This window comes from Haloferula helveola (assembly GCF_037076345.1).
GTDB lineage: Bacteria > Verrucomicrobiota > Verrucomicrobiia > Verrucomicrobiales > Akkermansiaceae > Haloferula > Haloferula helveola.
In genome coordinates, this window is the sequence record NZ_AP024702.1 from 3,200,105 (window position 1) to 3,223,267 (window position 23,163).

General features: G+C 63.7%; 23 protein-coding genes and 1 tRNA gene. 12 read left to right on the forward strand and 12 right to left on the reverse strand.

Annotated elements, in window-relative coordinates:
• Positions 1-372 precede the first annotated feature (372 nt).
• Together HAHE_RS11895 and HAHE_RS11900 are read right to left on the reverse strand one after the other, a co-directional pair.
• A tRNA-Lys gene (locus tag HAHE_RS11895) sits at positions 373-445 on the reverse strand.
• A gap of 53 nt (positions 446-498) precedes the next feature.
• Complete coding sequence (locus HAHE_RS11900; protein WP_338684722.1) at positions 499-1,161, reverse strand: HAD-IA family hydrolase; 663 nt, start codon at positions 1,159-1,161, stop codon at positions 499-501.
• 77 nt (positions 1,162-1,238) lie between these two features.
• Between HAHE_RS11900 and HAHE_RS11905 the strand changes: the two genes are divergently transcribed.
• From HAHE_RS11905 to HAHE_RS11935, 7 genes are all read left to right on the forward strand, one after another.
• Positions 1,239-1,883: a hypothetical protein gene (locus HAHE_RS11905; RefSeq protein ID WP_338684724.1), complete on the forward strand. Its 645-nt coding sequence runs from the start codon at positions 1,239-1,241 to the stop codon at positions 1,881-1,883.
• A gap of 142 nt (positions 1,884-2,025) precedes the next feature.
• The gene (gene nusA / locus HAHE_RS11910; RefSeq protein WP_338684726.1) at positions 2,026-3,471 is read left to right on the forward strand and encodes a transcription termination factor NusA; all 1,446 of its coding nucleotides are present in this window, start codon (positions 2,026-2,028) and stop codon (positions 3,469-3,471) included.
• A gap of 63 nt (positions 3,472-3,534) precedes the next feature.
• Entirely contained in the window at positions 3,535-5,667 is a 2,133-nt protein-coding gene (infB, locus tag HAHE_RS11915) for a translation initiation factor IF-2 (protein ID WP_338684728.1), read from the forward strand.
• A gap of 82 nt (positions 5,668-5,749) precedes the next feature.
• Positions 5,750-6,115, forward strand: coding sequence for a 30S ribosome-binding factor RbfA (rbfA, locus tag HAHE_RS11920; RefSeq protein WP_338684730.1), 366 nt, complete (start codon positions 5,750-5,752; stop codon positions 6,113-6,115).
• 53 nt (positions 6,116-6,168) lie between these two features.
• Entirely contained in the window at positions 6,169-6,573 is a 405-nt protein-coding gene (locus HAHE_RS11925; RefSeq protein WP_338684731.1) for a hypothetical protein, read from the forward strand.
• Positions 6,570-7,571: a chorismate-binding protein gene (locus HAHE_RS11930; protein ID WP_338684733.1), complete on the forward strand. Its 1,002-nt coding sequence runs from the start codon at positions 6,570-6,572 to the stop codon at positions 7,569-7,571. Before HAHE_RS11925 ends, HAHE_RS11930 begins: the two co-directional genes overlap by 4 nt.
• Positions 7,572-7,639: 68 nt before the next feature.
• The gene (locus HAHE_RS11935; RefSeq protein ID WP_338684735.1) at positions 7,640-8,539 is read left to right on the forward strand and encodes a DUF808 domain-containing protein; all 900 of its coding nucleotides are present in this window, start codon (positions 7,640-7,642) and stop codon (positions 8,537-8,539) included.
• A 20-nt stretch (positions 8,540-8,559) separates the two neighbouring features.
• Here HAHE_RS11935 and HAHE_RS11940 read toward each other — a convergent pair whose 3' ends face one another.
• The 6 genes from HAHE_RS11940 to dnaG all read right to left on the reverse strand — a co-directional run bounded on the left by HAHE_RS11940 (position 8,560) and on the right by dnaG (position 15,957).
• On the reverse strand, positions 8,560-8,976 hold the full coding sequence (locus tag HAHE_RS11940; RefSeq protein WP_338684737.1) for a SufE family protein: 417 nt from the start codon (positions 8,974-8,976) through the stop codon (positions 8,560-8,562).
• A gap of 70 nt (positions 8,977-9,046) precedes the next feature.
• Entirely contained in the window at positions 9,047-9,547 is a 501-nt protein-coding gene (locus HAHE_RS11945) for a hypothetical protein (RefSeq protein ID WP_338684739.1), read from the reverse strand.
• Positions 9,548-9,579: 32 nt separating this feature from the next.
• A complete protein-coding gene (locus tag HAHE_RS11950) occupies positions 9,580-10,794 on the reverse strand; it encodes a cysteine desulfurase (RefSeq protein ID WP_338684740.1) in 1,215 nt (404 codons plus the stop codon).
• Between the two features lie 4 nt (positions 10,795-10,798).
• On the reverse strand, positions 10,799-11,614 hold the full coding sequence (locus HAHE_RS11955; RefSeq protein ID WP_338684741.1) for a hypothetical protein: 816 nt from the start codon (positions 11,612-11,614) through the stop codon (positions 10,799-10,801).
• A 307-nt stretch (positions 11,615-11,921) separates the two neighbouring features.
• Entirely contained in the window at positions 11,922-13,946 is a 2,025-nt protein-coding gene (gene rpoD, locus HAHE_RS11960; protein WP_338684742.1) for an RNA polymerase sigma factor RpoD, read from the reverse strand.
• Between the two features lie 100 nt (positions 13,947-14,046).
• Complete coding sequence (gene dnaG / locus HAHE_RS11965; RefSeq protein WP_338684743.1) at positions 14,047-15,957, reverse strand: DNA primase; 1,911 nt, start codon at positions 15,955-15,957, stop codon at positions 14,047-14,049.
• A gap of 140 nt (positions 15,958-16,097) precedes the next feature.
• Here dnaG and HAHE_RS11970 point away from each other — a divergent pair, with 140 nt between their 5' ends.
• The 3 genes from HAHE_RS11970 to HAHE_RS11980 are packed head-to-tail and all read left to right on the forward strand — an operon-like array spanning position 16,098 to position 17,963.
• On the forward strand, positions 16,098-16,265 hold the full coding sequence (locus tag HAHE_RS11970; RefSeq protein WP_338684744.1) for a hypothetical protein: 168 nt from the start codon (positions 16,098-16,100) through the stop codon (positions 16,263-16,265).
• 50 nt (positions 16,266-16,315) lie between these two features.
• Positions 16,316-16,783 (forward strand): tetratricopeptide repeat protein, encoded by a 468-nt coding sequence (locus HAHE_RS11975; protein WP_338684745.1) that lies wholly within the window; start codon positions 16,316-16,318, stop codon positions 16,781-16,783.
• A gap of 49 nt (positions 16,784-16,832) precedes the next feature.
• Complete coding sequence (locus HAHE_RS11980) at positions 16,833-17,963, forward strand: serine hydrolase domain-containing protein (RefSeq protein ID WP_338684747.1); 1,131 nt, start codon at positions 16,833-16,835, stop codon at positions 17,961-17,963.
• Positions 17,964-18,063: 100 nt separating this feature from the next.
• Here the strand turns inward: HAHE_RS11980 and HAHE_RS11985 are convergent, their stop codons facing one another.
• Positions 18,064-18,675, reverse strand: a complete 612-nt coding sequence (locus tag HAHE_RS11985) for a class I SAM-dependent methyltransferase (RefSeq protein WP_338684748.1) — start codon at positions 18,673-18,675, stop codon at positions 18,064-18,066.
• 91 nt (positions 18,676-18,766) lie between these two features.
• On the opposite strand from HAHE_RS11985, the gene HAHE_RS11990 reads away from it, so the two are divergent.
• Positions 18,767-19,918: an aminoglycoside phosphotransferase family protein gene (locus HAHE_RS11990; protein WP_338684750.1), complete on the forward strand. Its 1,152-nt coding sequence runs from the start codon at positions 18,767-18,769 to the stop codon at positions 19,916-19,918.
• Between the two features lie 140 nt (positions 19,919-20,058).
• Here the strand turns inward: HAHE_RS11990 and HAHE_RS11995 are convergent, their stop codons facing one another.
• Positions 20,059-21,315, reverse strand: coding sequence for a class I SAM-dependent RNA methyltransferase (locus HAHE_RS11995; protein ID WP_338684752.1), 1,257 nt, complete (start codon positions 21,313-21,315; stop codon positions 20,059-20,061).
• A gap of 89 nt (positions 21,316-21,404) precedes the next feature.
• Here HAHE_RS11995 and HAHE_RS12000 point away from each other — a divergent pair, with 89 nt between their 5' ends.
• Positions 21,405-21,782: a hypothetical protein gene (locus tag HAHE_RS12000; RefSeq protein WP_338684754.1), complete on the forward strand. Its 378-nt coding sequence runs from the start codon at positions 21,405-21,407 to the stop codon at positions 21,780-21,782.
• Here the strand turns inward: HAHE_RS12000 and HAHE_RS12005 are convergent.
• Both HAHE_RS12005 and HAHE_RS12010 read right to left on the reverse strand, forming a co-directional pair.
• Positions 21,769-22,071: a hypothetical protein gene (locus tag HAHE_RS12005; RefSeq protein WP_338684756.1), complete on the reverse strand. Its 303-nt coding sequence runs from the start codon at positions 22,069-22,071 to the stop codon at positions 21,769-21,771. The two genes, HAHE_RS12000 and HAHE_RS12005, sit on opposite strands and share 14 nt — an antisense overlap.
• Before the next feature lie 44 nt (positions 22,072-22,115).
• A complete protein-coding gene (locus HAHE_RS12010) occupies positions 22,116-23,048 on the reverse strand; it encodes an alpha/beta fold hydrolase (protein ID WP_338684758.1) in 933 nt (310 codons plus the stop codon).
• Between the last annotated feature and the right edge of the window lie 115 nt (positions 23,049-23,163).

Genomic DNA, 23,163 nt, shown 5'->3' on the forward strand with positions numbered 1-23,163 from the left:
ACGTGCTGCGCCGCCGCTGCCAACGACCGGGATTGACTCCGCTGCGCTCCGTCCATGCCAGATTGGCTCGCTGTGCTCGCGGGAGGATGCCGCCGTCAGGGACGGCTTTCCGCATTCAAACCCTTCCGGGTTCTCGTCCCGGTCCTTTCTGGAGAAAGGGTGGTTTTCGGGAGGGGTATCCCGAAGAACGGGGAAGTACGCGGACCGGGATTGACTCCGCTGCGCTCCGTCCATGCCAAGTTGGCTCGCTGCGCTCGCGGGAGGACGCCGCCGTCACGGACGGCTTTCCGCATTCAAACCCTTCCGGATTCTCGTCCCGGCCCTCTCTGGAGAAAGGGTGGATTCCGGAGGGACACTCCGAAGAAAGGGGAGTACGCGGACCGGGACTCGAACCCGGGACCAATCGGTTAAAAGCCGAGTGCTCTACCAACTGAGCTATCCGCGCATGGGTGCCGTTGGGCGGGGAGGGGGTAGGACCGGACCGTGGCTTTGGCAAGATCATTTTCGGTTTCGCGAAACAGCGGTCTTGACGAAGTCGGCCAGCCCGAAGCGCCCGGCCTCGAGCAGGAACCCTTCGATCCCGGACGCTCGCGCGCCTTCCAGATCGGCACCGGGCGAGTCGCCAATGTGGAGAACCTGGTGGGCATCGAGCCCGAGCCGCGACAACGCTTGCCGGAAGATCTGTGGCGAGGGCTTCCGGGCCCGGGCGTCGGCCGAAGTCACGATGACTTCGAAGTGCCCCGCCAGTTTGAGATCCCGAAGGATATTGTGCAGCCGGAGGTCGAAGTTGGAGACCACCGTAAGGCGCAGGCCCGAGTCCGCTGCCAATTCGAGAGCAGAGACGGCTTCCTTTCTGACGAGCCAAGCGGTCCCGGAGTCGTAATGACGGAACAGGGCGTCGAAGGCTTGGTCGGAGACGGGGTTGCCGACGGAGAGTTCCACGACCTTCCTCCACCACTCGCGCTCCGCCCGATCCCCATCGCGATGGGCGCCGAAGTCGGGATCACCCGCGCCGCGGAACGCCGAGCCGAAGCGGGAGCGGAGTTCGCTTTCGTCCACAGTGATGCCGTGCTCGCCGAGGATCCTCGCGTAGGTCCGCTCGACTGGTTCGGCCAGATCGATAAGAGTGCCGGCGGCATCGAAGAGCAGGGCTTGGATCACCCGGACAAGTTGGGCGTTGGCTCCGGACCCCGCAATCCCCGGCTTGATCTCGGGCCCGCCGGGGGCAGGCTCGGTGCATGAGACTCTCAGCGTTTTTTGCCTCAGCCGTCGTTGCCTTTCTGATCGGCGGCTGTGAGGAAGCGCCAGTTGCACCTCAGGAAGTGCTGGAGGAGCCGTGGTTCGAACTGCACGGAGAGTGGCTCGGCGTTTCGGGAGGAGTCGCGGAGGAGAAGGATGGGGTCCTACGGATGTCTTGGGGGGAGGCGCTTACCGCGGTTCGCTGGCAGGGTGAGGTTCCGTCGGTTCCCTTCGAACTGGAAGCCGAGGCGCGACGGATCGACGGCACGGACTTCTTCTTCAGTGTGACCTTTCCGGGACGGACCGAGGAAGAGGCAGCCAGTCTGATTGTCGGCGGATGGGGTGGCGGAGTCGTCGGGATCTCGTCGATCGACGGCCTCGATGCCTCGGAGAACGAAACCACGCTCGTGCGCCCCTTCGAGGTCAACCGGTGGTATGAGATCCGGATGGAGGTAACGCCGGAGCACCTGCGCGTCTGGATCGATGGAGAAGGCGTTATCGACGTGCCGATCGAGGGCAAGACACTCTCGCTCCGGTCGGGTCCGATCGAGCAATGTCTGCCGTTCGGAGTGGCCACTTGGCAGACGACCGGAGAAGCGCGCGGAATGCGCTGGCGCCCGTTGTCAGAAGGCCTTCAGCCCTAGGGCTGAAGGGGAGATTGGACTTGCAACCCCAATCGGTCCGTTTTAAGGCCTCCGCGATCAATCTTCCGACGCAAGCACGGAGTGGGTCGAAGTACCCACTCTTTTGCGTCTCTGGACATCCCCTGCGCGCAACACGCCAGCCATGACCAACGACATCGTCGCTCTCATCGATTATTACGAAAAGGAGAAAGGCATCGACCGGGACAAGGTCGTCGCCGCCTTGGAGTATGCCTTCATTTCCGCCTATCGCAAAATGGTTCCCGGCGCTGACGCGATCGAGGTGCTGCGTGCCGATGTGAACACCAAGCGGGGTGACACCCGCATCCACGCCACGCTCAAGGTGGTGGCCGACGACGACTACGTCGACAAGTTCAACGAGGTGCCCCTCAAGCTCGCGCAGAAGCGTGACCCCGAAGCACAGGTCGATGGCGACATGGAGTTCGACGTGACCCCGAAGGACTTCGGCCGGATCGCCGTGCAGACCGCCAAGCAGACGATGATGCAGCGGCTCCGCCAGGCGGAGAAGGAGATGATCTACGAGGAGTTCAAGGACCGTGCCGGCGATGTGGTGTCGGGCACGGTGCGACGCTTCGACCGTAGCGACGTGATGATCGACCTCGGCAAGTTCGAGGGCGTGATGCCGTCCCGCGAGCGTGTCCAGACCGAGGAATACAACATCGGTGACCGGATCCGCGCGTACGTGGTGGCGGTCGAGAACGAAGGCCGCGGTCCCGAAATCATCCTTTCCCGGAGTCACCCGAACTTCGTGCGTCGTCTGTTCGAGGCCGAGGTGAACGAGATTTCCGACCACACCGTGGAGATCCGCGGCATTGCCCGCGAAGCCGGCTACCGGACGAAGGTCGCGGTCTGGAGCAATGACTCGAAGGTCGACCCGGTCGGTGCCTGCGTCGGTCTCAAGGGCGCACGGGTGAAGAACATCGTCCGTGAGCTCAACAACGAGAAGGTCGACATCATCCGTTGGAGCGAGGACCCCGACGAGTTCGTTCGCGAGGCCCTCAAGCCGGCGATCCTGCGCAGCGTCTCGATCGACGAGGAGAACCGCGTGGTCAATGTGACGGTGGACGAGGAGGATCTCAGCAAGGCGATTGGTCGCCGTGGCCAGAATGCCCGGCTTTCCTCCCGCCTGATGGGCTGGGATGTGCAGGTCCGCAAGGACGAGAGCAAGCTCGAGCAGTTCCAGGCCAAGGTGGCGGACGCCGCTCATGGCGTCGCCGAACAGCTCGGCATCGATGACGAACTGGCCGACAAGCTCTTCCACGCAGGTGGCACGTCCGCCGAGATGATCGTCGACATGCCGGTCGAGTACATCGTTTCGGTGCTCGGAGTGGATGACGACCGTGCCCGTGACATTCTCACCCGGGCCCACGGCACCGTGGGCCGCCCGCTGCCTCCGGAACTCTCCGGTGAAGCCGCCACGGAGGAACCCGCGGCCGCCGAGGCTGAGGCTCCGGCCGCAGAGGAAACTCCTGCGGAAGCCGCTCCGGAAGCGGAAGAGCCTGCTGCGGAGGAAGCTCCTGCTGCGGAGGAAGCCGAAGAGGAACCTTCTGCCGAAAAAACCGACGCCTGAAACCCCGGCCTTCGTGCCGCATTGATCCCAACGCCAAACTAGAGAAAGATTCCAGCCGACCTGATGCCCGACGAAAGCGACAGCAAACCGCCCAAACGCAAAGTTCTCGATCTGATCGACGAGACGAAGGCTCCGTCGCGCCGTGAACGGCAGCGCATTGAGGCTTCGAAGAAGAAGACGGTCGAGGATGCGAAGCGGGAGGCTTACGACCCCTTTGCGGAGGAGAAGAAGCCGAAGGTTCGCAAGACCGACCAGTCGGGGAAAAAGGTACTGCCGACGATCTCGAAGGTGCTCTCGGATGAGGACCCGGCCATGGTGCCCGCTCCGGCGGCCCCGCCGTCCAAGCCGCCGACTCCTCCTCCTGCCACGCCTTCCGGCGACGGCGGTGGCGAAGAAGGAGGATCGGGTGATGACGACAAGGTCATCAGCATCAAGCCGCCGATCATTGTCAGCGATCTCGCGGCGCGGATGGATCTCAAGCCGTTCCAACTGCTGGCCGACCTGATCAAGCTGCAGGTCTTCGTAGCACCGCACCAGGCGATCGAGCCGGACATCGCGGCGCAGGTTTGTGAACAGCACGGCTACGTCTTCGAGCGTGAGAAGCGCGAGAAGGGTGGTGGCGTCCACAAGCAGGAGGAAGTGATCGTCGAGCCGGAGGCGCCCTCGGAGGAGCCCGAGGAGGCGCTCAAGCTTCGTCCCCCGATCATCACGATCATGGGTCACGTCGACCACGGCAAGACGACCCTTCTCGACCGCATCCGCGACTCGCGGATCACCGCCGGCGAGGCGGGTGGCATCACCCAGCACGTGGGCGCTTACAAGGTCGAGCACGAGGGCAAGCCGGTGACTTTCATCGATACCCCCGGTCACGCGATCTTCTCATCAATGCGCGCCCGCGGCGCCGACATCACCGACATCGTCGTGCTGGTGGTTGCCGCCAATGACGGCCTGATGCCGCAGACGCTTGAAGCGATCGAGCACGCCAAGAAGGCGGAGAAGACGATCATCGTCGCGATCAACAAGTGCGATCTCGAGAGCGCGAACCCGATGCACGTGAAGACCCAGCTCGCCGAGCAGGGACTGCAGACCGTCGACTTCGGTGGCGACACCGAGTGCCTCGAGATTTCCGCCCTGACCGGTCAGGGAGTGGACGATCTTCTCGAACTCCTCGCCCTGCAGGCCGAGGTTCTCGAACTGAAGGCCAATCCGAAGGGCAATGCCCGTGCCGCGATCATCGAGGCCAAATTCCAGCAAGGCCGCGGCGCGGTGGCTTCGGTCATCGTCGAGACCGGCACGCTCAAGGTCGGCAAGCCGTTCATCTGCGGTCCGTTCGCCGGCAAGGTGAAGGCGCTGATCAACGACCTCGGTGAGAGTGTGAAGGAGGCGACTCCGGGAACGCCGGTCGAGGTGATCGGCTTCGAGGAACTGCCGCGCGTGGGCGACGAACTGGTCGAGATGGACAACGACCGGGGCGCCAAGAAGCTCGCCACCGAGCGGCAGGGAGAAATGCGCGCCGAACGCCTCAAGGTTCCGCAGAAGAGCCGGATGGAGGACCTGCTCGCTCACGCGACCGAGGGAACTTCCAAAGCCCAGCTGCGCGTGATCCTCAAGACCGACGTCCAGGGTTCGGTCGAAGCGATCCGTGACGCCGTTCTTGCCATCGAGTCCGACAAGGTCGACGTGAATTTCCTTTCCGCCGCCGCCGGACCGATCACCGAAGGTGATGTCCAGCTCGCGAGTTCGTCCGACGCCGTGGTCATCGGTTTCAACATCAAGGTTGAGGCCAAGGCCGCGCGACTGGCGAAGTCCGAAGGTGTTCAGATCAAACTCTACTCGGTCGTTTACGAGCTGATCGACCAAGTCCGCGAAGCGATGCTCGGTCTGCTCGAGCCCGAGACCCGCGAACGCATCATCGGCCATGCCGAGGTCAAGCAGGTCTTCAAGGTGCTCAAGGGCAGGGCCGCCGGTTGCTACGTCAAGGACGGCAAGGTGCACCGCAAGGCGCACGCCCGGGTCATCCGTGACGACGTGCCGATCTTCGACGGCAAGATGTCGACGCTGCGCCGCTTCCAGGACGAGGTCCAGGAGGTCAAGGTGGGCATCGAATGCGGTATCCGCCTCGGCGAGTTCAACGAGTACGAGGAAGGCGACATCATCGAGTGCTACGAACTCGAGAAGATCGCGCAAACGCTCTGATCCAATTTCCAAATGCCAAAGCACCGATGCCAAGTGGCAGAAGGTCGTGGCACTGGAATTTGGTCATTTGGAATTCACCGCCATGTCCCTTCGCATCACCCGGATCAACGAACTGCTGAAGCGCGAGATCGGCACGGTCATCCAGCGTGACTACGAATGGGATGGCGCACTGGTGACGGTGAGCGGGGTCGAGGTGACCCAGGACCTGAAGGAAGGGAAGGTCTGGATCAGCGTGCTGGCGGGCAACCCGTCGGCGGTGATCGACAAGCTCAGCCACGATCGCGGCGCGATCCAATCGAAGGTGATGAAGCGGGTTGTCCTCAAATCGACGCCGGTGCTGGATTTCCGTCACGACGGTTCCGCGGTCCGCGGCGTCGAGATCGTGAACCTGCTGGATGAGGTCGACAAGCTGCCGAAAGCTCCGGAAGAGCCGGAAGGGGAAGCCTGAGTCCATCGGCGATCGGATTGACTGGCCGCCGGGCGGCGGATAGTTCTCTCGGAGTGAGGTCCCTGTTTTTCGGTTCGGGCATGCTGATCGCGCTGCCGATTCTGGTGGCTCAATGGATCGGAGTAATTGCCGTCGGGAAGATCCGCCGTGGCGGTGCGTTCTGGTGCATGCTGGCCGGCACGATCCTTTCGAGCATCGGTATGGTCGCGATGCTGACGTTCTCGATCCTGATGACGGGAAGAGCGTCGGCGGGATTGGGCGGATTGGGCATGGAGTGGTGGAGCTCGGTGATTCCGATCATGTCAGCTTGTTCGACCTTCGGCTCCCTGCTGTTTGCCATCGGTTTCGCGATCCACGCGTTGAGCGTGCGCCGGATGCATGAGCGGATCAGCGAGCTGGAGTCGGTGATCGGAGCCCAGCAGGATCAGCTAGGGCGGTTGGAGTCCGGGCAATCATGAGTCTCGCCTTTCTCGGTTGGTCGGAGGGCCGGGTGCTGGTCGGGCGGGGGCCATTCGAGACCCGTGCCGTGCCACCGGAAACCGGTGTGGCGTTCTATCGCAATGACTTCGGTCTCGACTCGTCGGAGCCGTGGCTGATTCCTTCAGAATCGGCACTCCTTTCGAAGGAGGAGGCCATGGAGTGGGCGGGTATCGAAGGGCCAGTGGATGTTTCCTGGGACAACCTTGAGGCGTCTCCCTTCGCCGAGGTTTTCCAAGAGATCACGACCTCGATCCGCTGGGGGATTTTCGAGAAAACCGTGCCGGTGGTTGTCGAGAAGGGACGAGTCGACGCCGGAGGCGCAGCTGCCTTGGTTTCGCGTGCCTTGTCGGCGTCCGAGCCGCTGGTGCCGTACGGAATTGTAGCCGACGGTAGGGGCTTTGCCGGGATGTCGCCGGAACACCTGCTGATCCTCGACGGCCGAACGCTGAAGACGATGGCCTTGGCCGGGACCGCACGGGCGGAAGAGCGGGAGGTGCTTGCTGTCGATGAGAAGGAGATCCGCGAGCACGAGTTCGTCGCTCAGGCGCTCGTCTCCAAGCTCGGGGATCTGGGGAATCTGAGCCGCGGAGCGCGAGTCGTCATGGACCTCGGGCCGATCGTGCACTTCCACACGCCCATCGAGGTGGAACTGAATCAGGATGAGCCGGTGGATGCGTTGATTCGCCGGCTGCATCCGACTCCCGCGCTCGGGCCGCTGCCGCGAACCGGCGAGACGATGTCCCGTTTGATCGCATGGCGTGAGAAGCTCGGGGCACCGGATGAATTCGGTGCTCCCTTCGGCGCGGTCGTCGATGGCGCCTTCCGGGCCATCGTGGCGATCCGCGGGGTGTGGTGGAACGGGAAGGATGTGTTTCTCCCGGCCGGCTGTGGCGTCATCGAGCCGAGCCGCTTGGTGAACGAATGGCGGGAGCTGCGACTCAAGCGCGAGGCGGTCAAGGCCCGCTTCGGGATCTAAAGTCCACTGGACCGAACGAGCCCACTTGGAACTTCTCAGCAGCAACACCGCGCCCGTAGTCTGCGCCCATGGCCGGAGGGAGTCTGCTCATGCTGTTGGACGACATCGCGTCGATCCTCGACGACGTGTCGGTGATGACCAAGACGGCCGCGTCCAAGACGGCCGGGGTGCTGGGGGATGACCTTGCGCTCAATGCGGAGCAGGTCAGCGGGGTCGTCGCCAAGCGCGAGCTCCCGGTGGTCTGGGCCGTGGCGAAAGGCTCGGCTTTGAACAAGCTGATCCTCGTCCCGGCGGCCCTGGGCCTGAATGCGGTGGCGCCGTGGTTGGTGATGCCGCTGCTGATGCTGGGAGGCCTCTACCTTTGCTACGAGGGAGTCGAGAAGCTCGTTCACCACTTCGCTCATCGGAGAAAGAAGTCACCCGAAGAGGCCGAGGCGGAGCTGAACAAGCTCAAGGAGGGTGGGATTGATGAGAAGGCCAAGATCAAGGGTGCGGTCCGCACCGACTTCGTGCTCTCGGCGGAGATCATCGTGATCACCTTGGGCGTGGTCGCCTCCAAGCCATTCATGACCCAGCTGCTGACCCTCTCGGCAATCGCCGTGCTGATGACGATCGGCGTTTACGGGTTGGTCGCGTGCATCGTGAAACTCGACGACCTCGGACTGTTTCTCAGCCAGAAGGCGGGCGCCGCGGCGAAGGCGATCGGGCGTGGCATCCTGTGGGCGGCTCCATTTCTGATGAAGACGCTTTCGGTGGTCGGAACGGCCGCGATGTTCCTCGTCGGGGGCCAGTTGCTGGTCCATGGCATCGGACCGGTACATCACTGGATCGAGCACCTCGCCCATTCGATCACGTTCGCCCAGCCGGTCGTCGAAGCGATCTTCAACGCGATCTTCGGAATTGCCGCCGGCGCGTTGGCGCTGGCAGTGGTTCATCCGATCGCCAAGCGTTTCGGCGCCGGGCACTGAGGGTAAGGACAGACGCTCTCCTAGTTCCCCGCGAATTCGAGGGCCCGCTGCTTCATCTGGGTGGCCATCAGGTTGAGCGCGTTTGCGCGGGTGGGAGCGAGATGCTCCTTGAGACCGGTTTTATCGATGAAGGAAAGGTCGGCGGTAAGGATCTGATCGGCGGGTTGTTCATCAAGCACCCGGACGAAGAGCGCGATCATGCCTTTCGTGATGACCGAGTCGGAGTCGGCGACGTAGCGGACCTTCCCGTTCTCGGCGGACGCATCCAGCCACACCTGTGACTGGCAGCCCTTGATCAACTTGTCGTCGGTCTTCGCCTCCTCGGGCATGGCCGGCAGTTTCTTGCCGAGGCCGATCACGTACTCGTAGCGCTCTTGCCAATCCTGGAAGAGACCGAGTTCATCGAGAACCTCCTGTTGCTTTTCGGAAATCGTCACGTCGCCGCAATGGGTAGGCGGGAAGCGACGGATTGCACGCGGAAATTGGAGGGCGACGCCGATCGAAGTGTCAGGACTCGCAGGAGAGCGAATTGATCTGGGACTTCAGGCTCGAGATTTCGGCCTCGAGGGAGTCGATGCGGTCGAGTTCCTCATCGAGCTTCTCGGCCAGCGCGCGCTCGGCCTCCAACTTCGCAAGCTTCGCCAGATGTTCGCGGAGGGCGAACAATCGGGCCTCGGTCTCACCGGCGGCGGCCGCGTCGCCGAGCTTGTCGTAGGCGTCGGCATTGTGGGCGAGACGGGCGAGCTGGGCTGCGGTGTCGTGCTTGCCTTCGCGGATCTGGCGGATGCGATCGAGGATCTGCTGTTCGGCGGCGACCCGGCGTTGCTGCTGCTCCGGGTGCAGGCCGTTGCCTTTGGCGGGAAGCGGCGCTCGGCAGAGCGTGTTGATCCAGTAGTTCTTCACCTCGTCGAGCGACAGCACCCTGTCGGACCGCGGGATCTCCGGCAGCGCACCACTCGCCCGCGCCAGGGGAGTAAGGCCGATCAGGAGACAGAACAGGGCATGCATCGTCCATTGGACGCCCCGATGCCGAAATTCATTCAACGGAGCATGGTCGCCGCCTTCCTTACGGAGGATGCGAGTGTCTCGACTTCTGACGGAGTGTTGTAGCATGCGAAGGAGGCACGGGTGGTGCCGGTAATGCCGAAGCGGGCCATCAGCGGTTGGCAGCAGTGGTGTCCGGTACGAACCGCGACCCCCATCTGGTCGATGAGGGTTCCAAGATCGTAGTGGTGGACGCCTTCGAGTGCAAAGGAAAGCGCTCCGGCCCGGCCGTCCGGTCCGTAGAGCCGGATCCCCTCGACTTCGGAAAGCAGTTCCGCCGCCAGTCGGACGAGGTGGTCTTCGTGCCGGTGGATCTCATCGATTCCCAGACCGTTCACGAAATCGAGCGCCGCCGCCAGTCCGATAGCTCCCTCGATGTTCGGGGTGCCGGCCTCATACTTGAACGGTAGATCGTTGTAGGTGGTCTTCTCGAAAGTTACCTCCTTGATCATCTCGCCGCCGCCACGCCACGGCGGAAGCGAGTCGAGGACTTCGCGTTTGCCCCACAGGACGCCGATGCCGGTCGGGGCGTAGACCTTGTGTCCGGAAAAGACGAGAAAGTCGGCACCGAGCGCCTGCACGTCGATGGCGAGGTGGGGGATCGCCTGTGCGGCATCGATCAGCACCTTGGCGTCTGCCGCCTTTGCGGCGGCGGTCATCTCGGCCACCGGATTCACGGTTCCGAACGCGTTGGAGACCCAGGTGATGGCGAGGATGCGCGTCCTCTCGCCAAGCAGCGACCGGAAGGCATTCTGATCAAGGACGCCGTGGTCGTCGCAGGGGATCACCTTGAGAACCGCTCCGGTGCGTTCGCAAAGCATCTGCCATGGAACGATGTTCGAGTGATGCTCAAGCGCCGAGATCAGGATCTCGTCTCCGGCGGCAACGGATGCGGTCAGGATGTTGGCGACGAGGTTGACTCCATCGGTCGTGCCCGAGGTGAAAATGATCTCGTCGGGCGAAGCCGCGTTCAGGTGTCGGGCCACCGTCTCCCGGGCCTTCTCATGCGCCTCGGTAGCGGCGCGGGCGAGATGGTGGGTGCCACGGTGGATGTTCGAATTCAGGGACTCGTAGTAGTTCCGTGATGCATCGAGCACTTGCCGCGGTTTCTGGGTGGTCGCGGCGTTGTCGAGGTACACCAGCGGACGCCCGTTGACCTCGGCGGCGAGGATCGGGAACTCGGATCGGATCGTTTCCGGATCGAAGCTCATCGGATCAGGAAGGGCGGGCGGTGTCGGCGGGAAGGTGGTCGAGGCAGTACTCGGTGCCGTCGGGGAAGGTGCGGAACTCGAGGTCGGGGCTGTCATTCTCCGTGCGGTTGCAGGTCGCGCAGCGGTGGAATGCCTCCTCTTCGGGAATCTGCTTGGCTTCGAAGTTCTTCCGGCGGGATGAGGCGTAGGCCAGGTTCTTGCGATTCCGCACGAAGCCCGGCAGCACCCACAGCGCGTAGGGCATCAGGGCGGGCACGATCATCAGCGCGGCAACGTAGGACGTCAGTGCGGTGTAGGCGAGGAACACGAAGCCGATCCATGCCAGCCATCGGACCTGGATCGGGATGATGAAGAAGATGTAGAACTCGACCTTCGGGAAGTACGTCGCGAAGGCGAAGAAGGTCGTGAGGTAGAGGTACAGTCCGGCGTTGGGGAAGCTGATCGGAAGGAACAGCCCGAGGATGGTCTGCCCGATGATCAGGCCGATCCAGCCTGTGAGGATGAAAAGCGTGAGCCGCGTCGATCCCCACAGTTGCTCCAGCGAATCATTGATCAGGAAGGCGATCATGACCGCGAAGTAGAGGAACAGCGCGCCGATCGCGTTGAAGCCGAAGATGCCCTGCGGCGAGAACACGAAAGTGACGATCCGCCAGACCTCTCCGGCCATGATCTTCCGCAAATCGAACGCCAGCGCGCCGGCGATGTCGGGATAGATCCACTGGGCCGCGAAGGTCACCACGCCCGTGAGGGCCAGAAACCGGAAAAGCCCCGGGATGGCGAGCCAGTGGAGTCGGTCCTCGAGACGTTCGAGCCAGCGCATGCGGGGAGCATCCGTTCAGACTTGGGAAGGGCAAGGAAAAGCGACCGCTCCGGATCGGGAGCAATATCCAATATCCAACAAGGAATGCTCAATTCCCAATGGTGGAAGGCCGAGGCTCGGGGCGACTGAACGATTTGCCGAGAGGTCCTGACGGTTTCCCCATGAGGAACGCTCAACATTCCTTGTTGAATGTTGGATGTGCCGATCTGCTTCGCCCCTGTTCGCTTTGGATTGCGTTCGCTCCTTCCATTCAACAAAAACGCCGCGCTCCGGCGGGCGGAGGGCGGCGTTTTGAAAACGGGATCGCTTACATCCCCGGCAGCTCGATGAAGCCTTCCAGCTTCCGGATCCGGGTGGGGTGGCGCATCTTGCGCAGCGCCTTGGCTTCGATCTGACGGATCCGTTCGCGGGTGACCTGGAACTGGCGGCCGACTTCCTCGAGGGTCCGGCTGTAGCCGTCCTTGAGGCCGAAGCGCTGCTCAAGCACCTCGCGCTCGCGCTCGGTGAGGGTGCAGAGGACGTCGCCGATCTTTTCCTTCAGCATCGCGAAGCCGGCTTCCTCCATCGGGTTCTCGGCCGCCTTGTCCTCGATGAAGTCACCGAAGGACGTGTCGTCGGAATCGCCGACCGGCGCCTGCAGCGAGATCGGCTGCTGGGCCATCTTGAGGACGGCACGGACGCGCTCGACCGGAAGGTGGATTTCCTCGGCGATTTCCTCCGGGGAAGGTTCGCGACCGTATTCCTGAACGAGCTGCTTCTGCACCCGCATCAGCTTGTTGATCGTCTCGATCATGTGGACCGGGATCCGGATCGTCCGGGCCTGGTCGGCGATCGAGCGGGTGATCGCCTGGCGGATCCACCACGTCGCGTAGGTCGAGAACTTGTAACCGCGGCGGTATTCGAATTTCTCCACCGCCTTCATCAGGCCCATGTTGCCTTCCTGGATCAGGTCGAGGAACGACAGGCCGCGGTTGGTGTACTTCTTCGCGATCGAAATCACGAGACGCAGGTTGGCCTCGACCATCTCGGTCTTCGCCTTGAGTGCCTCACGCAGCCAGTGGCGGAGGTTCTTGTTGGTCTCGTCGAAGTCGGCCGAGTCGTGCCAGGCGTGCTGCTGGATCTCGCGCAGTTTGGTCTGGAACTCCTTGTCCTTCGGATCGGTCTGCAGCTTGCGGCCGTACTTCCAGAACTTCTGCTGGTAGTCCTCGACCTGCTCGCAGAAGTCCTCGGTGACCTTCTGCTTGAAGTAGAAGCGCGAGTAGACGCGGTGCAGCGTCTGCAGGTTCTTGGCGAAGGTGTCCTGCAGCTTCTTCTTGCCGCGCGGGTTCTTGGCCGAGAGCTGGCGGAAAATCGTGTCGTTCTCCTCGTGGAGCTGGCGCAGCTGGTCGCACAGCTTCGGCAGCGTCTTCATGTAGCGCTCGCGCGACTCGATCTTCTTGTCGAGGATCACGCGGTCGAAGCGCTCCTTGCCCTTGGTCAGCTTGTCGGCGAGCTCGAGGTAGCTGTCGGCGACGAAGCCGAACAGGTGGAGTTGCTTGGCGACCTCGATTTCCGCATCCTCGATGCGCTTGGAGATCTCGACCTCCTGCTCGCGGGTGAGCAGCGGCACCTGGCCCATCTGCTTGAGATACATCCGGACCGGGTCGTCGAGAATATCGAGCTTCTGGTCCTTCGGCTCCGGAGCGTCGTCGTCGCCGGACTCGCGCTTCTTGTCCTTGAAGCGGTCGACCTCGGAGGCGTCGATGATGTCGAACTCCATGTCGCGGAGCTGCTGCATGATCGCCTCGACGTCGGACGGCTCGACGAGATCGTTCGGCAGGATCTCGTTGATGTCGTCGTAGGTGAGGTACTCCTGCTCCTTGGCGAGCTTGATGAGCTCGCGGATCTTCTCCTGGATTTCCGGCGTGTCGATGCGGCGCTTGCCGTCCTGCTTGCCGTCGGTCGCCTTGGCATCCTTCGCCGGTGCGGCCTCGGCCTTGGCCGGTTCTTCCTTCGCCGCGGGCTCGGCCTTGGCTTTCGGTTTGGCGGCCGGCTTGCTCGCCTTCGGCTTCGTCGCGGCGGCCTTCTTGACCGTCTTCTTCGCCGCCTTCTTCACGACCTTCTTGGCCGGAGTCTTCTTCTTGGCCGGAGCCTTCTTGGCGGGCTTCTTCACCGCTTTCTTCGCGACCTTCTTCACCGTTTTCTTCGCAGCAGTCTTCTTGCCGACCTTCTTGGCAGCTTTCTTGGCCGGTGCTTTTTTCGCCGTCTTCTTGGCCGCTTTTTTGGCGGCCGGTTTGCGGGCGGTCTTGGTCGAGGCCTTGGCCTTCTTGGTGGTGGCTTTCTTCGAGGACATTTGCGGGACGATGGAGATGGCAGGGTAGACCTCACCCATTACTGGGCGGACCTGCCGTGGCTGGAACGCGCGCGGAACATTTCCGGACCCGCCGTCGGGGTCAAGGTTTTCTTTCGTCCCGAAAATCCCCTTTCTTCCAAGGATTTTCGCTTCTTTTGCCGCGGGCGCTCGGAGCGAACCGGTCGGTGGTGAGCGCCCGACCCTGCAAGCCTCCGATCAGCTCGGCGATTTCCTTGGCCCTCTGGAGCAGTTTGATCTGCTCCTCAATGCCGAGATCCGGGTCGTTCAGGGCGGCCTTGATCTGGGCGTCCTCTTTCTCAAGGGCCAGCGCGCTGGCGTCGGCCAGCGTCTGTTCCGCGCTCGTGACCGGGTCGTCGGGCAGGTTCTCGGAAAACGACGGCTCCTGCTGCAGGGCGAGGCGCTGGCCTTCGGGCAGGCCGCTGAGGAAACTGTTGATCGAGGCCGGCGAGGTGGGGTCGGGGCGGGCCGACAGGATCGCTCGCAGGATCGCGACGCCTTCGAGCTGCTTTTCGATCTCGTGAATGTTCTCGAACTGCTCGGCCAGCCAGTCGCGCGCCTCCGTCGAATGGAGGGCCAGCGCGCACAGGGTGCCGATGCGGCGGTCGAGCGGGACCGGTTCGACCACGGCGGCCGGCTCGGGTTCCTCCTCCCGCCGCCGTTCGAATTTCCGGCGGGTGGCGCCTTTGCGGGCCACGTCGGCGACGGCCGACCGGAGCTCGGGCACGCCGGTCCGGAGGCGGGTCGCGACGTGGTTGATCATCGCGTCGCGCGAGACCGCGTCGCTCACCACTGACAGCAGCTCGGCGCAGTCGCGGGTGAAAGCGGCCCGTTCCTGGGGTCCGGACAGCCCGCCGTTGGACTTGGCGTGCTCGATTTTGAAATCGAAGAAGTTCAGCGCCTCGCCGAGCAGGGCACGGAAGGCGTCCGTGCCGTTCTTCTGCATGAAGGAGTCCGGATCCTCGCCCGGCGGCATCCGCACCACCCGGACGGAAAAGTCCTCTCCGGCCAGTTCCCGGAAGGCCCGCTCGGCGGCGGTGTAGCCGGCGGAGTCGGCGTCGAAGCAGAGCAGCGCCTGCTTGGTGTAGCGCTTGAGGATCTTCGCGTGCTGCGGGGTGAAGGCGGTGCCGAGCGGAGCGATCGCGTTCTCGATGCCTTGTTCGTGGCAGGCGATCGCGTCGATCTGCCCTTCGCAGAGAAGCACCGCCTTTTCGTTCATGATGCCCTTGCGGGACCGATCGAGGGCGAACAACACGTTCGACTTCTTGAACAGGGTGGTCTCGGGCGAGTTGATGTATTTTCCCGATCGTGGGTCCTCGCGCAGCTGCCTGCCGGAAAATGCGATCACGTCGCCGTGGTCATTGCGGATGGGAAACATCAGCCGGTCGCGGAAGCGGATGTAGAGCCCGCCGGAGTCGCGCTGGATCGCGAGCCCGGAATTGACGAGGTCGCGGCCGCGGACGCCCTTCTCCCGGGCCCAATCGAGGAAAGTGCGGGCCGACTCCGGCGCCCAGCCGATCTCCCAGCGCTCGGCCATTTCCTTCCCGAATCCGCGCGATTTCAGGTACTCGCGGGCGTGGGCGGCATCCGGCGATTTCAGCAGCAGCGAGTGGAAGAAGCGCGAAACCTCTCGATGCAGATCGAGCAGCCGACCGCGGTCGCGGCGGGCGCGCTCTTCCTTCGGGTCGACCGCTTCCTCGACGATCGGGATCGAGGCCCGGCTGGCGAGTTTCTTGACCGCATCGATGAATGTCAGGTTCTCGTGCTCGCGGACGAAGTGGATCGCGTCGCCGCTCTTCTTGCAGCCGAAGCAGTGGAAGAACTGCCGGACCGGGTCGATCGAGAATGACGGCGACTTCTCGTTGTGGAACGGGCAGAGGGTGACGAAGCGCGAGCCGGCGCGCTTGACCGTGAAGCCGTAGGAACTGATCAGATCCACGATGTCGGTGGCGGCCAGCACCTGCTCGACGGTTTCTCGTGGGATCTGCGGCACGACCCCCGATGTACGCGTCGGGGGGAAAGTTCCAAGGTCCAAACGCGCCGGGCTGCCACGAAAACCGTTTGATTCTCCCCGGTCCGTGGCGAGGGAGTATTGGAGTGTCCAATCAAGGATGCCCGGAAGCCCGAAAAGCCATGAAAATTGCCCGTAGATCCGCGAACGGAGAGTCTCGCGAACTGTTGCTGAAGGAGTATTTCCTCAATGCCTACCTGATCGCCCTGCTGAAAGCCGCCGGGGAGCAGGTCGGCGAATTCACCCGCCGTCCGCAGGCGCTGAAGGCGGCTCCGGTGCGGATTCGCTGAGAAAAACGAAAGTTTGCGCCACGCGCATGGAACCTGCTAGCGTTCCATTGATGGGTTTCGTTGAGGTGCTCAGAACCGCACTCGGCTGGCTCGAACTCGGACTTCCCGAAGAAGCACTTCAGGAACTCGAGGGCCTGACCGCACGAGATCGCATGCGCCGTCAGGCACTGGAGCTCAAGCTGGTCGCCCAGATGAAAGCCGGCCGCTGGAATGCCGGGGCGGACACCGGGCGGCTGCTGTGCATGCGGGAGCCCAAGGAACCGCGCTTCTTCATCCATGCCGCCTACTGTCTGCACGAGACCGGCGACACCGTCGCGGCCCGCAACTGGCTGATGACCGGGCCGTCGGCACTGATCGAGGACCCGTTGTTCCACTACAACATTGCCTGCTACCACGCGGTCCTCGGGGAAAGGAAGCAGGCTCGCTCGCACCTGCGGCGGGCGTTTTCGATGGACGCGTCGCTGCGTCGGCGGGCGCGGGAGGACGACGACCTCACGGTTTTGGGCGATCTTCCGTGAGAGGACCTAAAGCGTTGCGTTTGCGGGTGGATTCTCCGAAGTAGCGCGCATGGGGGTGTCGCCAGCCGGATTGGGTGCGCTGTTGGGTGCGTTTGAGGAGAATTTCCGCAGTCACGGCGAGATCGGGGCGTCGGTCAGTGTCTGGTGGCGCGGCTCCGAAGTGCTGTCGGAAGGGCGCGGGTGGTGTGAAAAGGAAGCCAGCCAGCCATGGACGGCCCGCACGCTGGTGCCGGTCTATTCGGCGACCAAAGGCCCGGCCTCGGCCGCGTTGTTGCTGGCGCTTGAGGAGCACGGGCTCGGGGCGGAAACGCCGGTGGGAGAAGTTTGGCCCGCATTTCCGCTACCCACGGCCAGTTTCGGTGACCTGCTCTCGCATCAGTGCGGTTTGGCAGCTTTGGACGAGGCCGCGAACATCTGGAAGCACGAGGAAGTCGTGGCGGCGATCGAGGCGCAGTTGCCGACGTGGAGACCGGGCGAGGGCCACGGTTATCATCCGAGGACCTTCGGAGCGCTGGTGGATGAACCGGTTCGGCGTCTCACGGGCATGCCGCTCGGACGCTTTTGGAACGAGAAGGTGGCCCGGCCGCTGGCTTTGGACTTCTGGATCGGGCTGCCCGAGTCGGAGATGGGACGCGTGGCCCGGCTTTACCCGGGAAAGGCGCAGGCGGGCGACTTCGAGAAGGGCTTTTACCGGGAGTTCGGGCGTGAAGGCAGCCTGACCAGTCGGGCGTTCCGCTCGCCCCGCGGCCTGCGGTCGGTGCAGGAAATGAATGAGCCCGACGCTTGGCGGGCGGGGTTTCCGGCGATGGGCGGGATTGGCACGGCGTCGGCGTTGGCGAAGTTCTACCAAGTCGTGCAGGGAGCGATCCCGGGGCCTTTCGGAGCCGGAGTGCTGGGGGCCTTGGCGAAACGCCGCTGCGAGGGAGACGACCGGGTGCTGATCCAGCCGACCGCCTTCTCGGCGGGCTGCCAGCTGGACCCGCTGGACGATTCCGGGCGAAAGCTCCGCCAGCTCTATGGGCCGGAGATCTCGTCTTTCGGCCATCCGGGGGCGGGAGGAAGCCACGCCTTCGCAGATCCGGAGAACGGGATCAGCTTCGCCTACACGATGAACCAGATGGAACTCAGCGTGATGCCCGGACGGCGCAGCACTCGGTTGATCGAGGCGCTTTACGGGTGACGGGGTTGGGGGGCGGAGCGGACCGCGCGGCTCCGACCGCGCATTGGATTCGCCGGGGCTCCGGGGCGCGGTCGGAGCCGCGCGGTCCTTTCTGGAGCGGTCAGAGACCGCCACTCCGGAAAAACGCCAGGCGCCGGTCGACTGACTTGCCCGGGGCGTCGCCGAGAGGTCGGGAGGCCGGGTGGAGCAAGTCGGCGATCCGCGTCGCTCCCAGCTGGGCGAGGCAGGCCGATGCCAGTTCGTGCTCCCGGTCGAAGTAGGAAGTGATGCCGAGCACGCCGTCCGGTTTGAGCGCGGCGAGAGCATTGCGAAGCAGGCGGGTCCAGACTTCGACCTCGCTCCAGTAGTTCTGGTGGCGGATGAAAATGAAATCGAAGGGCGGCAACTGGCGCATCCTGTCGACCCTCGAGGCATCTCCGGCCCGGAACTCAATTTGGTGGTCGGGTTCGCGGGTCGGCAGCCAGCGGGCCTTGGCCTCCTGGATTTCCGCAGGGCGGAGGTCGATCCCGAGCAGGAAAAGCGGCCCGGAGATCGGCGCGAGGCTCTCGACCAGCACCCCGGTCTCGTCGGCCCGCCCGCAGGCGAGGTTCAGGATCGCGGGCAACGGGCGGGGCACCCAACCGGCGGTCTTCAGCCCGAGACGGAAGAGCTCGCGGAAGCGGTCGATGTCGCCATCGATGCCCGGGTAGCTGAATGGAACGGCCGGTCGCAAGGTGGCCCGAGAAAGGCCCGGGAAGCGGGGGAATTCAAGTTTGTCTCGGGCGGCGCGGTTTGGTACTTCCCGCCCTTCTTCCTGACTCGTCATGCCGCCATCCACCTCCCCGGTCCGCCAAGTCGATGAATCCGTCCTCAAAGCCATCACCCTTATCGCCGACCAGTTCGCGATTGAGGGGGAATTCGCCGAGGGGGAGGAAGTCCACAGCGGCCACATCAATTCGACCTACCGGGTGACCTTCGAGAGCGGCGACGGATCGCTGAACCGATACATCCTCCAGCGCATCAACGAGAAGGTCTTCAAGGACCCGCTGGCGGTGATGCGAAACGTCGAGTGCGTGACCCGCCACATCAACTGGAAGGTGCTGCGGGTGAAGAAGGACCTCGGCGGCCAGACCCTGAACCTCTACCCCGGCCGCGGCGGTCGGTTCTGGGTCGCCGGCCCGAATGGCGGCATCTGGCGATGCTACAACTGCATCGAGGGCTGCTTCACCTACGACATCGTCGAGAACACCCGTCAGGCCTACCAGGCGGCGCGTGCCTTCGGTTCGTTCCAGGATCTGGTCAGCGACCTGCCGCCGGATGAACTGGAGGAAACGATTCCCCGTTTCCATGACACCCGGATGCGCTATGAGCGGCTGATGGAAGTCGCGGAGTCCGACCTCCACGGTCGGGCGGGCGCGGTTTCCGCCGAGCTGGAATTCGTCCGCAAGCGCGAGGCCGAGGTCGACCGGGTGCTCGACGGCTTGCGCTCCGGCGACATTCCGCAGCGGATCACCCACAACGACACCAAGATCAACAACGTGATGATCGACGGTGAGACCGACGAGGCGGTCTGCGTGATCGACCTCGACACGGTGATGCCCGGCTCGGTGCTTTACGATTTCGGCGACCTCGTGCGAACGGCGGTGAGCCCGGCGGCGGAAGACGAGCAGGACCTGTCGAAGGTCCAACTGCGGATGCCGATGTTCGAGGCGCTGGTCGAAGGCTACCTCGAAGCGGGGAAGGAGTTCCTCAAGGAAAGCGAGGTCTCGCTGCTGGCGTTCTCGGCGAAGCTGATCACTCTTGAGATCGGGATCCGTTTCCTCACCGACCACATCGAGGGCGACGTGTATTTCAAAACCCAACGCCCGGGACACAACCTCGACCGCGCGCGGACGCAGCTTCAGCTCGTCGAGGAGATCGAAGCCAACATGGACCAGATGGAGCGCTTCGTGAAGAAGGTCTGGAAGGGGCAGTAGTGACGGGGGGCTGACCGCAAAAGGTAGGGCTGACCGCCCTCGGTCAGCCGTGGAGTGCGGGCAAGGCAGCGATTTCAGCCACGCGGCGGACACGGCCCGGCTTGATCGGCGGACAAGCGAGGGCGCTTGTCCCTACCTTGCTACTTCGAGAGCGTCATCACGCACTCGAGATGGCGGGTGTGGGGGAAGAGGTCGAAGGGCTGGACGGTCTCGAGCTTGAAGCCGGCGGCGAGCAGCTTTTCGAGGTCGCGGACTTGGGTCGCCGGGTTGCAGGAAACGTAAACCACTCGCGACGGCGAGAAGGCGACGAGTTGGTCGAGGAATTCCTCGGAGCAGCCCTTGCGCGGCGGGTCGATGACGATCGCGGTTTGGTTGGGGTCGAAGGCGATGTCCTCGAAGATCGCTTCGGCGCTGGCGGCGAGGAAGGTGGTGTTTTCGATGCTGTTGCTCTTCGCATTGCGGCGGGCCCAGTCGGCGGAGGTCTCGCTGACTTCGACGCCTGCCACCTGTTCGAAGTGTCCGGCAAGGGTCAGCGCGAATAACCCCGAGCCACAGTAGGCATCGACCAGGTATCGCGCTCCGCCTGCCGCGGCTTCGCGGGCGACATGGCCGGTGAAGTCGGGGAGGATGAAGGGATTGTTCTGGAAAAAGTCGCCTGCGAGGAAGTCGAGGGACAGTTCGCCGACATGCTCGGTCACGACGGCGTTCGGGTTCGTCTCGACCCGGCCTTCGCTGGCACGGAGCAGCAGCGTCGCGCCGCGGCGGTAGTTTTTGGCGTTCTGCCGGGCTTCTTCACGGACGCCCGGAAGTGCGGCATTGATCTCATCCATCGCGATCGGGCACTTCGGCACGTCCACCAGTCCCGAGCGGCGGCCGTTGGGAAGGAAGCCGATGTCCTGGATCGTGCCGTTCTGCGGCTTGGCGAAGTGGGGCGTGATCTTCGACCGGTAGCCCCACTGCCTCGGCGATGGGTGGCAGGGCAGCACCGGGTGCTCTACGTCGGCCATGTGCCGCATCAGCTCCTCGACCTGTCGGGTTTTCCACGCGAGCTGGGCCTCGTAGCGGAGATGCTGGTACTGGCAACCGCCACACAGCCCGAACAACTCGCAACCGGGCTCGGCCCGGTCGGTCGAAGGATCGAGGACTTCGAGCAGGTCAGCCCGTGAGTGGTTCTTGTCGTTGCGGAAAATCCGCGCCCTGACCTTTTCCCCAGGGAGCGTGAAGGGGACGAACACAACCCATCCTTCGCGTGATTCGGCCGCTCCGTCGTCTTCAGGCGAAGGCACGCTGACCCGGGCGATGCCATCGCCAAGGTTGCTCAGGGCATCGATGGTCAGTTCCAGCTCCTGATGGTATTCGAAGGGAAAGGGATGGAACTTCTTCGGCGGGCGCGGCATGCGCGGAGCTTCCGGCGGTGCGGGGCAAGATTCAAGAGTGCTCGCGACGGTGGCTTGAAGCCGCCGCGGATCGGTGCGAGGGTGCCCAGATGAAAGCTGCGCTCTTTCTGGCTCTGGTGATGCCCTTGGCGGCTGCGGACGAGATCGAGGGAACCGTGTGGTACGACGCGGATGGCGAGGTGGTTCTGGTCGAGGGACCGGCTGCCGAAGCTGCGGACGAGCCGTTCGTTCCCGAGTGGAAAAAGCGCGAGATCGAGCGTCGTGAACGCGCCTCGAACCCGCGCAGGCGCAGTTCCTGGAGTCGCTCGCGCTGGAATCGCGGCTGGTACGGCTATCCGGGAACCGGCTACTACTACACCCCCGGCTGGAGTGTTTGCCGCCCCTCGGTGTCCGCGCCGTCCGGCGGCTTCGGGAGCTACTTCGGATCGGTCCGCGGCTCGCGGGTCTCGATCATCATTCGCCGCTAGGCGTCGGCGGATTCGCAATCACCGGGCGCTCCTCGCCGGTGTCGACGGTCGGCTTCATTTCCCGGTCCTCGGGCATCTTCGTGAGTCCGGAAGGATCCAGCAGCCCGAGCCCTCCGTCGCCATCGCTCGGCAAGCGTTCGTCAGGCACGCTTCCGGCGTTTACCGAATTCCCGGCCACCGAGCGCTCCGCTTTTTCCGCCGGACCGGTCGCGGTCGCTTCGCGGAGCACGATCGCCTTCGGCGCGCAAGCGGCGAACAGAAGCGGGAGAAGGTAGATGGCGGGTTTCATCGGGGTGCCGAGCATGGAATGCCTCGGATGGTCTGGCAAGCGGACTACTTCCGAAGTTCGCCGAGCCAGCCCGCGATGTCCGAAATCACCTTTTCCTTGCCCGTGTCATACATCAGGAGGTGGTGGCCTTCCGGGTAGAACTTGCGGGTGGAGTAGGTGGTTTCCGGGATGTGACCGACGAAGGTCTTCACGTCGTCCGCTTCGGTGAAGAAGTCCTTGCCGCCGTGCAGGACGAGCGTCGGCACGGCGAAGGATTCGGCGCACTCCGGCATTTCCTCGATCATGTCGCCCAGTGTCACCAGCAGCCGCAACGTGTGTCTCTCGACATGCCACGAGTTCGTCTCGGACTGCTCGGAGTGGAAGCTGTCTTCGGTCATCTGCACTTCCTGACCGCCGGCGAGGGTCTCAAGCGATATCCGCTTCTTCGGGGCGACTTTCGAAAGGCCGCGGACGAGTTCCTTCTTCCATGCCGGAAAGTCGTCGCGGATCGCGACCACCGGCGAGCTGATACCGATCGCATCGCACGGCGGCTTCAGCCCCTGCTCGATCTGTTCGCGGTAGGTGTGGGAAAGGATCAATCCGCCCATGCTCTCACCGAACCAGACGATCTTCGCGTTCGGATGCTTCTTCTCAACCAGCGAGGTGAAAGTCAGGAGATCGACCGACCAGTTCTCGGGGTCGTCAATATCGCCGCGGCGTTCCTTCTTCGGGTCGCGTCCCTGGCCACGGACCTCGTAGGCATACACCGCGCTACTTGGCTGCTCCTTGAGGAGATGCGTCGCCAGATTCTCGTAGTCGATCGAGGCGCCGCTGAATCCGTGCAGCGCGACCACCACGGTGTCGGGATCGACGCCCTCACGGACCCACTTGCGATACTGGAAGGTCTCGTTCTTGAGGTCCTCGTCCGGAGCCGTTGTCACGAGGGTGTACGACGGCGCGCAGGACATGGTGAGTCCGGCCAGCAAGGCGACCAGCACCCGGCGTGCAAGCCGGGAGGGGCGAGGGGGTGAAGCCTCTGTCACAGCGGCAGTCTCGCGTGGAAATCGCCGCAGGGCAATAGGTAGATTGCGGTTCGGTCAAATTACTTTTTGA

What these genes read in the sequence shown, in the direction of transcription:
- HAHE_RS11905 (WP_338684724.1), top strand. Translation starts at nt 1,239, where the DNA reads ATGAGACTCTCAGCGTTTTTTGCCTCAGCCGTCGTTGCCTTTCTGATC.
- nusA (WP_338684726.1), top strand. Translation starts at nt 2,026, where the DNA reads ATGACCAACGACATCGTCGCTCTCATCGATTATTACGAAAAGGAGAAA.
- infB (WP_338684728.1), top strand. Translation starts at nt 3,535, where the DNA reads ATGCCCGACGAAAGCGACAGCAAACCGCCCAAACGCAAAGTTCTCGAT.
- rbfA (WP_338684730.1), top strand. Translation starts at nt 5,750, where the DNA reads ATGTCCCTTCGCATCACCCGGATCAACGAACTGCTGAAGCGCGAGATC.
- HAHE_RS11930 (WP_338684733.1), top strand. Translation starts at nt 6,570, where the DNA reads ATGAGTCTCGCCTTTCTCGGTTGGTCGGAGGGCCGGGTGCTGGTCGGG.
- HAHE_RS11935 (WP_338684735.1), top strand. Translation starts at nt 7,640, where the DNA reads ATGGCCGGAGGGAGTCTGCTCATGCTGTTGGACGACATCGCGTCGATC.
- HAHE_RS11945 (WP_338684739.1), bottom strand. Translation starts at nt 9,547, where the DNA reads ATGCATGCCCTGTTCTGTCTCCTGATCGGCCTTACTCCCCTGGCGCGG.
- HAHE_RS11950 (WP_338684740.1), bottom strand. Translation starts at nt 10,794, where the DNA reads ATGAGCTTCGATCCGGAAACGATCCGATCCGAGTTCCCGATCCTCGCC.
- HAHE_RS11955 (WP_338684741.1), bottom strand. Translation starts at nt 11,614, where the DNA reads ATGCGCTGGCTCGAACGTCTCGAGGACCGACTCCACTGGCTCGCCATC.
- rpoD (WP_338684742.1), bottom strand. Translation starts at nt 13,946, where the DNA reads ATGTCCTCGAAGAAAGCCACCACCAAGAAGGCCAAGGCCTCGACCAAG.
- HAHE_RS11970 (WP_338684744.1), top strand. Translation starts at nt 16,098, where the DNA reads ATGAAAATTGCCCGTAGATCCGCGAACGGAGAGTCTCGCGAACTGTTG.
- HAHE_RS11975 (WP_338684745.1), top strand. Translation starts at nt 16,316, where the DNA reads ATGGGTTTCGTTGAGGTGCTCAGAACCGCACTCGGCTGGCTCGAACTC.
- HAHE_RS11980 (WP_338684747.1), top strand. Translation starts at nt 16,833, where the DNA reads ATGGGGGTGTCGCCAGCCGGATTGGGTGCGCTGTTGGGTGCGTTTGAG.
- HAHE_RS11990 (WP_338684750.1), top strand. Translation starts at nt 18,767, where the DNA reads ATGCCGCCATCCACCTCCCCGGTCCGCCAAGTCGATGAATCCGTCCTC.
- HAHE_RS11995 (WP_338684752.1), bottom strand. Translation starts at nt 21,315, where the DNA reads ATGCCGCGCCCGCCGAAGAAGTTCCATCCCTTTCCCTTCGAATACCAT.
- HAHE_RS12000 (WP_338684754.1), top strand. Translation starts at nt 21,405, where the DNA reads ATGAAAGCTGCGCTCTTTCTGGCTCTGGTGATGCCCTTGGCGGCTGCG.
- HAHE_RS12005 (WP_338684756.1), bottom strand. Translation starts at nt 22,071, where the DNA reads ATGAAACCCGCCATCTACCTTCTCCCGCTTCTGTTCGCCGCTTGCGCG.